This window comes from Rhodococcus rhodnii NBRC 100604, from assembly GCF_001894925.1.
GTDB lineage: Bacteria > Actinomycetota > Actinomycetes > Mycobacteriales > Mycobacteriaceae > Rhodococcus_F > Rhodococcus_F rhodnii.
In genome coordinates this window covers 26,130-37,696 of sequence record NZ_BCXD01000017.1, presented here as the reverse complement: position 1 = coordinate 37,696, position 11,567 = coordinate 26,130, and the positions used below count along the sequence as shown (strand labels likewise).

Genomic DNA, 11,567 nt, shown 5'->3' with positions numbered 1-11,567 from the left:
CTCAGCGTCCCTGCGGGGCCGGCTCGTCGCCGAGCCAGAAATCGCACCGGTGGTCGGCGGCGACATCGGCCTCGCCTGTCTCGTCGGTCGCGAACCGTAGTGCCCGGCGGGTGTCGGCGTCGACCGGGCCCGGATCCGGGAGTCCGTCGACACGCGGCGCCGCGTCGTGCGCGAACGACGTCCAGTACCGGATGATCTGGTCGCCGATCTCGCGCCGGCGATCCGTCGTCAGCAGGCTCTCGCCGCCGAGATCGAAGTAGTACGGCAGATCGGTCGCATGCGCGGCACCCTGCGGAATCGTCGTGATTCCGTTGACGTTCGGGGCCGTCTCGTCGGCGAACTCGTAGAGATACGTCGGCGCGGTTCGCGACATCGACCGGGCGCCGGCGAGGGTCGGGCACGACCACGCCGAATCGGTGACGACCGTCGCCCACGCGATGCCCGCGCTCGGAAAGCGCTCGAGCGGATAGAGATCGAGCACCGCCGAGGTGCGCTCCCCGAACGCCGTGGCGACGAGATCCGCGTAGTTCTCGGGCGTCACGGCATCGGGCGTCGCCGCGAGCAGCCCGCCCACGAACGAGCGATGCTCGTCGTGATTGCCGCCCGTGATCACCGGAACCGCAGACCGCCTGCCGTCGCGGAGGACCGCGGCGGGATCGTCGGGAAGCAGGTCCGTGCCGTACGCCAGCTGGTTGGTGAAGCTGTCGCCGACGGTGAGCAGACTCTCGGTGGGAAGCGCTCGCATGCAGTCGATCACGTCGTCGCCGGTGCATCCCAACTGCTGTGCCGCAGCCAGCGACGCCTGTTCGTTGTCGTCGCGCGACGCGTACGGGCCCAGCGCCGGAACACCGGGATACAGGCCGCCGTCCGGCCAGCGCAGCATGCACGACCCCGATGCGAGGATCGCCTTGTCGATCAAGCCGTCGGCCACGGGCGAGGTCGTCAGCGCGCACGCGGACATCGCTCCCGCGGACTCACCGAAGACCGTGACGTTGCCGGGGTCGCCGCCGAACGCCTCGGCATTCGCGTGCACCCATCGCAGGCTCTCGATCTGATCGGCGAATCCGAAGTTGCCGCCGCCCTCGAGCCCGGGAACACCGAGATAGCCGAGGGCACCCAGCCGGTAGTTGACGCTGACCACGACGACATCGCCCTGCTCGGCGAGGCGCCGCGCGTCGTACGCGCTGCCCGCGCCGCTCGTGTAGCCGCCGCCGTGCCACCACACCATCACCGGCAACGGGCCGGGCGAACGCGGTTGCCGGGGCACCGTCACGTTCACCGTGAGGCAGTCCTCCGCCGGCTCGGGTGCGCCGCCGGGAACGGGCATCGACTGCGGGCACGGATGCCCGGGACGCGTGGCATCGACGTCGGCGTCCGGCGAATCGACGGCGTCGGGCAGGGTCCAGCGCGCCTCGCCCACCGGCGGGCGGGCGTACGGAACACCGAGGAACCGCGTGGTGGTGTCGTCGCGGATGCCGTGGAGCCGGCCGCCGGTGGTCGCGACGTCGGTGGCGCCGGAGTCGGCCGTCGCCGCGTCGTCCGGTGGCGACGAACACGCTGTTGCCACCAGGACGGCGGCGAGCAGCGCGGCGAACGCCCCGGCACCGAAGCGCCGAGCAACACGGACCCGGGGTTCACGGCCTGTACCCATTGCGGCAGCGTAGGCGCGAGATTCCCCGGCAGTGGAAGATTCTGCATCCTCTCCCGTGATGAGATGGCCGCACGCACGCTACTGTGCGGTCGGCTGCCAGTCGCAGAGGTGCCTGGGCTCGAGATCGGGAGGTGAACGGAACGGTCGACTCCGCTGCTCGGGACCGTCCTCCGCTCGCGGAGTCGGATACCCGACGGGGGCAGGCAGTGATCTACACCGGTCCTGACGAGGATCGTGGGATCTTCGACCCCGCGACACGACCTCCGGTGCTCAGCGCAGGGCACCCTGGCAGGATCGTTCGTCCCGATCCCGCGCACGTCATCGTCGAGTGGGTCGGTCTTGAGCGGGAACCGATCAGCCAGGGATCGCGCTTCTGTGTCGACAGAAGCGGCCGCCCGGCAGGGGCGGGAGCCGTGCCAGGACCGAGTTTCCTGAGTGAGAACGACTACGAGCCGCGCCGCGCCGCGATCATCGCGGATTCGTAGCCACCCCCGGTACTCCGGCAACGGAGCACCGAGCGCGGGATCGTCGTTCCACGAGTGGGCGCGTGTCGGAGTTCCTCGACCAGATCGTCGACGACGCGGCGCCGCGCCCTAGGATCGAGGGATCTGCAGTTGCTCCAGCGTGCCCGCTCGGATCACTCCGTCCTGCGATGCGTCGTACACGGCCTGCAGATCGATCGCCCATTCCCCACGTCTCATGGCGCCGAGCGTGGTTGCGCCGTGTGACATCGGAGCCCGAGCAGTGCCGACGAACAGCCCGATCATCCACAGGTCTGTCGTCGTCCACACCCCCTTGGCGACGCCGCCGAACCCCGTACCCGGTGGGGCCGGCACCAGGTTGAGGGGGTAGTGGTGCCTACTCGTAGACGCGGATCGTCCCGTCCTTCTGCCAGCCCCACTGCGTCTTCTCGCCGAGGTCGAGTTCGGCGGCGTCGGCGTCGGGACGGTGGCGGTCGTAGCGCTCCACCGAACCCCAGTCGCGGCCCCAGTCGTCGCGGAGGTACGTCGGCATCGTCGTTGCGCCCGCGAGCATCTCGGTCCACCCGAGCGGCCCGCCGAACTCACCGGCCTGCCACGTGTCGGTCGAACTCACCGCGAGCCCGCGGTCGGGCAGGATCCGGTGGCTCGGCATCTCGGCGACGCCGTACTCGTGCCGGAACGGCCGCTGGCACGGGAACTGCAGCCCGACGGCCCAGTCGAGCAGCACGGGCTGCTCGCTCCCGAGATACGAGTCGAGCGTCTCGAGGGTCGGTACGCGCGGCGGCGTGAACGCGAGCCACTGGTCGCCGGTCAGGTTGGGGTCGTACGCGACGATGCGCACCACGTCGGAATCGGGTGCGAGCTCGTCGATCGGCACTCGCAGGTTGCGCCACGACGGCGCGGGCCCTATGTCCTTGGGCAGGTAGCTGCCCTGCACCTCGACGCTGCCGTCGGGCGCGCGCTTGCCGTACTCGACGAGCAGCGACTGCCCGTACGTCGTCGACCCGCTGATCGGGTCGACCGACCAGATGCGTCCTGCTGCGGACACGACGACGAGCGGACGCTCCTCGCTGCGTTCGGGCAGCGCGTACCAGCTCGACGTGAGCTGCGCGGGCTCCTGGATGCCGTCCTGGTAACTGCCCATGACGGGCGTCGTCGCGGGATTCAGGCCGAACGGCAGCGCGGCCGTCGAGCCGTTGACCCCGGCTCCGCCGGTGCCGCCCGCGGTGCCCGCATTGGACCCGGTCTCGAAGGACGGCCCGATGCTCTGCGTCGACGTGTTGCTCATGCCCTGCTTGACCTCGACGTAATCGGCCGTGAGATCGGACGGAATCCCGTTGGGGGAGAAGCCCGTCGGCGACGCCCCGGCGAGCGGGTCGGCGGGATTCGCGAGCGGTTCGCTCGGATCCGGGGCCGGCGCGAGCAGGCCGTCGTTCGGATCGGTCTCGACGAGAACGTCGCTCGCCAGCCCACACGAATTGCCCGTCAGCGCATCGACGTTCGAGCGTGCGAGCGAGTACGCCGGATACTGCGAGACCGCTCCCTTGAGCAGCGACGCGACCGCGAAGACCACCATCGCACCCGCGACGACGGTGAGCGGTGCCGCCGCGAACGTCCGCCAGCGCCGGCCCTTGCGGGTGTCGGCACGTGGCGGCGCGGACGCGAAACCCTCACGCAGGTACTGCCATCCGGCGACGGCGAGCGCGACCGCGAACAGGATGAGGAACAGGGTGTTCGACTGGTGGCCGGCCAGCGAGACGGGCTTGTCGAACCACGGCACACCGTAGCTCGACACGTACCAGTAGCCGTTGATGCCCGCGAACGAGAACGCGAGCACGAGAAGCAGACCTGCGAGGAAGACCGACCGGTTTCGCCGGGACCGCAACGCCGACGCCGACACGACGACGGCGGTCAACGCAGCGAGCGAACCCGCGATGCCCGCGTACGCCCCGAAGTGGTGGGTCCACTTCGTGGGGTTGAACATCATGAAGAACATCGTTCCGAAGACGACGGCCATGAGCCGCCACGCCGGACCGCTCGCGATACCGGGGACGCGGCGGCGTCGCAGCAGGACGAACAGCGTCGTCAGCAGGCACAGCAGCATCACGAGGAACGCGAAGCGGCGGGCGAGCGAGCCGTCGACCGTCTCGACGAACAGGTAGTAGTAGCGCAGGAAGTCCTTGTACCACTCGAGGTTCGGGCCGATGATCGTGCGCACCCGCGTCGCTTCCATGACGGACGCGAGGGTTTGATCGGCGAACACGACGACGAGCACCGAGGTTCCGGCGGCGACGATCGGCGCGACGAGCGGCAGCGAACCCACCTCGCGGTGACGCCGGACGATGATGCGGATGATCGGCCGCGCACCCGCGAGCAGCGCAGCCACACACATCAGGCCCGTCGGCGCGGCGGCGAGCGTGAACGCGCCGATCACGACGGCGACAGCGGCGGGCAGCAGCCGCCGCGTCGCGATCGAGCGCTCGATCGAGCACCACGTCAGCAGTGCACCGAGCGCGACGATCGGCTCGGGACGCAGCCCGTTGTTGTAGGGCAGCCAGAACGCGAGGAAGACCAGGCCGCCCGTCCACAGCGCGACCTTGGTGCCGCGCACCGAGCGGCCGAGCCGCGGCGCCACCTCACGGCTGATGACGAGCCAGCACGCGATGCCCGCGAGCAGCGCCGGGAGCCGCATGAACGGGCTCGCCGTCGAGACGTGGGCGAGCGCGGCCAGCACGTCGTAGTACCAGCCGAACGGCGCCTCCGGGACGCCGAACCAGCGGAAGTAGTTCGCCATGTAGCCGGCGTCGTCCGAGACCCGGGCCATCGTGAGGAGGTAGCCGTCGTCGGACGTGTTCGCGCCGATGAAGTGCCACAGCACGAGCGTGCCGACGATGACGCCGTCGATCGGCGTGAACCTCCACCATCGCGCCGGCAGGAACCGGCGATGGCCACGGCCCTCGGTGCCGTCGAGCCGCGCGAGCGCTGCGAGCGCTGCGACCGTCGCGGCGAGTGCGCCGATCATCGCGACGAGCTTGATCAGCGTCGGGCTCGTCGAGAACCGCGAATCGATGTCGACCGACACCGACAGGCCCGCGGCGGCGGGATCGTCGAGATCGCTGAAGATGCCGACGATCTGCGGCCGCAGATCGCCGCCCAGCTCGCCCGCGACGGGAGTGCCGCCGTCGTTCGTGAGACCCGTGAACTCGGCCGACGTCCGGTCGATGCCGGAGCGGATGACGATCTCGCCGCACGCGGGGGACTGCACCTCGGCGCGTGGCGCACTCGCGACGACGACGTTGCGGTCGAGGACGTCGACCGACTGCTCCGACACCCGGACGAACATCGCCTGCAGCGGCGCGTTCTGTCCCTGCGCGGGAGCCGTCGAGAGCAGCAGCCCGCCCTGCTCCGGCATCGCCGCGACCGCCGAGCACGGAATCGTCGCGTCGAACGACATCGGCGCCTGCGACATCAGCGGCAGCTCGACGTCCCCCTGACCTGCCTGCGGCCACTGCACCGCCGACGTCGTCTGCACGACGGGGAGGAACGGAACCGCGATCGCGAGGATCGCGCCGAGCACGCCGCACACCGCGGCGATCAGGCGCGCGCTACGGAACTCGCCGCGGCGATCCGTTCGCGCCGGTGAACTCGTGTCGGATGGCTCTCTCGGCGGAGCGGGCACGGCGTCGGGCACGATGAACGATGGTAGGCCAGAAATGCCGTAGCACCCACCGGGACCGGATCGTCACGTGCGCCACACGCGTCACGATTCGGTGGCGTACCGGATCGGCCCCGGCGACCACGTCCCGCCCCGGTCGACCTGCGTGACGGTCACGTCGGCCGGCACGGCGTCGGACGCCTTCGGTGTGTAGACCTCGAGCGAGCCCCAGTCGCGCCGCCAGTCGCCGTGCAGATACGTCGGGACGGTCGCGGCGTCGAGCAGTTCCTCCGTCCAGCCGAGCGGCCCGCCGCCGAAGTGGTCCTGCCACGTGTTGGTGGCCTCGGCGCCGAGCCGGTCGGGCAGGATCCGGTACTCCGGCACCTCCGCGACACCCCACCGGTGCGCGAACGGCCGCTGGCACGGGAACGCGAGCCCGACCGACCAGTCGAGCATGACGGGCGCCTGCGAGCCCACGACGTCCTGCACCGTCCGCAGCTGCGGCACGCGCGGCGGCGTCACGGCGAGCCATTGATTCGCGGCCATGTCGGGATCGTCGGCGACGAGCCGGATGCTGTCGGCGTCGCGCGGTATCGCGTCGCGCGGGACGCGCAGGTTGCGCCACGACGGCGCCGGCCCGATGTCGAGCGGCGACGTCGCACCGAAGACCTCGACCTCGCCGTCCGGTGTGGCGCGGCCGTATTCGACGACGAGGTGCTGCCCGGGGGTCTCGACGCCGTCCGCGTCGACGGACCGGATGCGTCCCACGGCGGAGATCGTGACGATCGGGGTGTCCGCCGTCTCGGGCGGCAGCGCGTACCAGCCCGTCGTGAGCGACGCGTCCTGCTGCCCGCCGTCGACGTAGCTGCCGAGGACGGGGACGCGCTCGCGGTCGAGCCCGAACGGCAGCGGCACCGTCGAGCCGTTCACGCCGGCGTCGAGCCCCGCGCCGCCCCCGGTGCCGGCGCTCGTCCCGCTCGTCGTGCGGTCGGTGCCGCGCACCGAGTTCGCGACGCCCGCCGCGACCTCCTCGGAATCCGCGGTGAGGTCGCTCGCGACGCCGTCGGGCGAGAAGCCGGTCGCGTCGGTCGCCCCGAACGCGCCCGCGCCGTCGGTGTCGGATGGCGGTTCGCGCAACGGCAGGATCGCCGCCGTGGGGTCCTGCTCGACGAGGACGTCGTCGGCGAGCCCGCACCCGCCCGCGAGCGAGTCGATGTTGGAGCGCGCGATCGAGTACGCCGGATACTGCGCGACGGCGCCCTTCACGAGCGACGCGACCTCGAACAGCACCATCGCCGCCGCGGCGATCGTCAGCGGCGAGACGGTGAGGATGCGCGCCACGTGGCCGTCGACCCTGCCGTTCTCGTACGGCTCGCGCAGGTGATACCAGGCGGCGAGGAGCAGCGCGAGCAGCGTCGCGGCGAGCAGCGCCGTCGAGAAGCCCTTGCCTGCGATCGACGGCGGCTTGTCCCACCACGGCACGCCGTAGCTCGCGACGTACCACCAGCCGTTCGAGCCCGTGAACGACAGCGCCAGCACGAACAGGACGCCCGCCGCGAACAGCGCGCGATTGCGTTTCGAGCGAATGCTCCTGGCGCCCACGCCGACCGCGGCGAGGATCGCGACCGAACCGGCGAGTCCCGCGTAGACCCCGAAATGGTGCGTCCACTTGGTCGGCGTGAACATCATCAGCAGCAGCGACGCGAAGACGATCCCGAGGATCCGTCGCGACGGCCCGACCGCCGTGCCCGGGATGCGGCCCTTGCGCAGCACGAGCATGACGCACACGACGAGGCACATGAGCATCACCAGCACACCGAAGCGGCGAGCGAGCGAGCCGTCCGGCGAGATGGTGAGCAGCGCGTCCCAGCGCAGCCGTTCTTCGAACCACGCGAGATTCGGGCCGATCGCGCTGCGCACGCGCGTCGACTCGAGGACGGTCGCGAGAGTCTGATCCGCGAACACCGCGACCAGCACGACGGTGCCCGCCGCGAGGATGGGCAGCAACTGAGCTGCGACGCCCCGCGTCCGCCGATACGCCACGACGACGCCGGTGACCGCCCGCGATCCCGCGATGAGTGCCGCGACGCAGATCAGCCCCGACGGCCCTGCCGCGAGCGAGAACGCGGCGACGAGCACCGCGAGCGCCGCCGGCAGCAGCCGCCGCGTCGCGACGGAGCGCTCGACGCCGCACCACGTGAGCAGCGCGCCGAGCGCGATGATCGGCTCGGGGCGCAGGCCGTTGTCGTACGGCAGCCAGAACGCGAGGAACACGAGCCCGCCCGTCCACAGCGCGACGCGGTTGTGGCGGACCCGGGCGCCCAGGCGCGGGACGACCTCGCGGCTGATGACGAGCCAGCAGACGATTCCCGCGAGCAGCGCAGGCAGCCGCATCCACATCGACGCCGTGCTCACGTTCGACAGCAGCGCGAGAACCTCGTAGTACCACCCGAACGGCGCTTCGGGCACGCCGAGCCACCGGTAGTAGTTCGCCATGTAGCCCGCGTCGCCGGAGACGCGGGCCATCGTGAGCAGGTAGCCGTCGTCGGACGTGTTGGCTCCGATGACGTGCCACACCAGCAGTGTCCCGAGCACGACGACGTCGACCGGCCCGATCCGCCACCAGCGCGCGGGCAGGAAGCGTCGCGCGCCGCGGCGGTCGGCGTTGTCGAGGCGGTGCAGTGCGACGAGGGCGACGACGGTGGCGCCGACGCACATGATCATCGCCGCGAGCTTGAGCAGTCCCGGCGTCGACGAGAAGCGGGAATCGAGGTCGAGCTGCACCGACGTCCCCGCCAGCGCGTCCGGATCGAGATCGGTGAAGAGCCCGACGGTCTGCGGCCGGTGATCGGCGGGTGTCGACGACGTGCCGGTATCGGGCCCGCCTGCGACGGTCACGGTCGTCGCGGTGTGATCGGACGTGACGGTGACGGTGTCGCATCCGGTGGCGGTCGCGAGCACGCCGTCGCGAAGCACGACCTCGACGCCGCCGTCCGCGGACGTACGGACGACGAGGCCGGACGCGAGGCGATCTGGCGCGCCGTCCGGAAGCGTCGACACGACCACGGTGCCCGGCGGCGCCTCCTCGGTGACCGCGCACGGCACCGTCGCCTCCACCGCGAGCGGAACGTCGGCGATCAGCGGTGCCGTGACGTCGGCGGACGCCGTGGCCGCGGCGTCGGGCCACTGGATCGACGCCTGCTCCTGACGCACGGGAAGGAACGGAACAGCGATCGCGGTGAGAAAGCCGATCAACCCGGCGACGGCCGCGACGATGCGCGCGGAGCGGGCGCTGGAGCGCGCCGAAGCGGCCACCGACGGTGCAGACGTCACGACTCACAGATCGTAGGGTGGCCGGTCCGCGCGCGGACCGGTTTCACCGTTCCCCGAGGGTGGCGATCCGCCTCGGCCTCAGGCGGCGCGGTGGGCCGAGCGGTGTTGCCCCGAGCCGATGACGACGGTGTGGACGGCGCCCGGGCGATCGGGTGCGTGCCGTCCCGATGTGCGATAGAGGCGCGTGGCGATCTGCAGCACCGCCCACACGGCGACGGCGACCGGCACGGCGATCCACGCGCCCGCATAGATGCCGATCAGTGCGCCCGCGAGGACGAGTGCACTGAGGTCGGCGAGCGATCGGCCCGCCGACGTTCCCAGGAGGTGATCCTCCTCGGAGCTGACGCGCGCCGATGTCGGGCTGTGCTCGCTTCGGATCTCCACCATCGCGCACTCCTCTCCGCGGCCGACACGAGGTAACTCCCCGCTAATCCAGTAAATACCGAGCGGTACCGATTTTGACTCGTGAAAGGTCACAACTCGACCACGGGTTGGCGTGTCGGCTTGCAACGGAAAGGTAACAGCGGTAGGTAAACGTGCTCTATCTCACCGCGGCGACGACGAACGGCCCGACCTTCTGCACGTCGAAGCGCGGATCGTCGAACAACGCCGCCGGGAACGTCACCTGGTACATCCGGACGTTCGGATCGTTCGGGTAGACGTCCTCACCCAGTCGCAGGGTGTACCCGTCGGCGGATTCACGAAGCACGAACACGTCGGGAGCCCGCCACGGTGCCCCGGCGAGAGCGTCCAGCAACTCGTCGGCGGATTCCGACTCGGCCCACGAATGCACCGCCTCGCGCCGCGCGTCGTACTCGGCGAGCGGGTTCGCGTAGTGCGACGTCCGGCCCAGGAAACCCCAGTACGGGTGGAAGCTCATCAGCGACGTGTCGCCCGTCAGCACGACGGTGTCGTCCGCAGGTCGCCCGGTGCTTTCGCGGATCGCGGCGTCGACGTCGTCGTAGTACGCCACCGAGCTCGGCGGCCTGCGGTCGGCGCGCTCGCCGTTGCCGTCGGTGTCGGAGTACGCGATGGCGATGTCGGTGCCCAGGAACTTCGGGACGTCCTGGACGAACGCGACCGCACACACCGCGACGATCGCGACGATCGACGCGCGCACACGCGGACTCTCGCTGGTCGCGAGCAGTATCCAGCGGCCGAACTCCACGACGCCGAACGCGCCCGCCGCCGCCAGCAGCGCGAGCAGGACGGGTTCTAGCCGGAACGCGAGCAGCGTCGTGCCGAGGACGGTCGCGACCATCGACAGCAGGTACCACGCGTACACCGTCACGACGCCGAGCCCCAGCGCCTGCGCCCGCCGCGACGTCGCGGCACGCGTGACGAGCCACAGCGTGCCGATCAGGCACAGCGCGCCGGTGAGCGAGAAGTCGACCATGGGCAGCGGCAGCGTCGCCGCGGCCTCGGGCAGATAGTGCAGTGCCGTCCCGGACTCGGCGGGCGTGCCGCCGACGACCGCGACGAGATAGGGGAGCCAGGCGGTGAGCGCGACGAGCCCCGACACCGCGGCGATCACGGCGACCCGCAGCAGCGGTTCGAGCGCGTCACGGCGTGTGCCGCTGCGATAGGCGAGGATCGCGGCGATCAGACCCATCACGACGACGGTGAACGCCGCCCACCCCAGATACAGCGTGTAGACGGTCGCGGCGGCGCCGAGGAAGAGACCCGTCCCGACGACGGCACCCCACCCGCCCCGTCCCGGCGGCCGGCGCAGCGCGCCCCATGCGAGGACGAGCGCGGGAATCGCGACCACGATCACGACGGCGCCGTACGCCTCGGGCGACGCGAACGTCACGGTCACGGCCGTCGTCGCGACCGCCGCGAGCACACCGAGATCCGTCCGGACGAGGCGCATCCACAGCACGAGCGCGACGACGGCGGCGACCGCGATCGACCCGATCGAGTACGGCTTGAACGCCTCCCAGCCGTCGAGCCCGAGAACCGACGCGACGCGTCCGCCGAGCCAGAACCATCCGGCGGGGTAGTACGGCGGCAGGTCTGCGTAGGTCATGTCGCGCAGCGCCGCCGAGTCGGTGAGCCGCGTGAGGTACTGCGTCCGGAACTCCTGATCGACGGAGACGCCGTGCAGGTAGAGCGTCGTCGCCGCGAGCGGCAGCCCCAGGCTCGCCGTCACGAATCCCGACAGCGACGCCCACGCGAGCGGCTTCGGCCACCAGCCCGCGCGACGGCCGAGTCGTCGCGAGCGGCGGATCCACCACACGACGAACGCGAGGACCGCGAGCGTCACGACTTGCGCTGCCGTCGTCACGGCCTGCAGGACGTTCGACGACGGGAACGCGGGCCACGAGATCTGCGCGAACGCGAAGAGTCCCGCGGCGGCGACCACCGCGGCGACCACGACGGCCGCCACGATCTCCGCGAGTGCCGCGACGCTCCTACGGGCGGGGGCGAGCGTACTCACGAAGCC

5 protein-coding genes are annotated in these 11,567 nt (G+C 71.1%); all 5 read right to left on the bottom strand.

The annotated features are described in order from the left end of the window. Window position 1: 1 nt before the first annotated feature. On the bottom strand, window positions 2-1,651 hold the full coding sequence (locus RR1_RS13645) for a carboxylesterase/lipase family protein (protein WP_010838058.1): 1,650 nt from the start codon (window positions 1,649-1,651) through the stop codon (window positions 2-4). Window positions 1,652-2,509: 858 nt separating this feature from the next. Beyond that, entirely contained in the window at window positions 2,510-5,824 is a 3,315-nt protein-coding gene (locus RR1_RS13630; protein WP_040772986.1) for an arabinosyltransferase domain-containing protein, read from the bottom strand. 69 nt (window positions 5,825-5,893) lie between these two features. Then, window positions 5,894-9,121 (bottom strand): arabinosyltransferase domain-containing protein, encoded by a 3,228-nt coding sequence (locus RR1_RS13625; protein WP_010838053.1) that lies wholly within the window; start codon window positions 9,119-9,121, stop codon window positions 5,894-5,896. Between the two features lie 78 nt (window positions 9,122-9,199). After that, entirely contained in the window at window positions 9,200-9,508 is a 309-nt protein-coding gene (locus tag RR1_RS13620) for a hypothetical protein (RefSeq protein ID WP_010838052.1), read from the bottom strand. 154 nt (window positions 9,509-9,662) lie between these two features. Next, window positions 9,663-11,561 (bottom strand): arabinofuranosyltransferase, encoded by a 1,899-nt coding sequence (locus RR1_RS13615; RefSeq protein WP_197736978.1) that lies wholly within the window; start codon window positions 11,559-11,561, stop codon window positions 9,663-9,665. Between the last annotated feature and the right edge of the window lie 6 nt (window positions 11,562-11,567).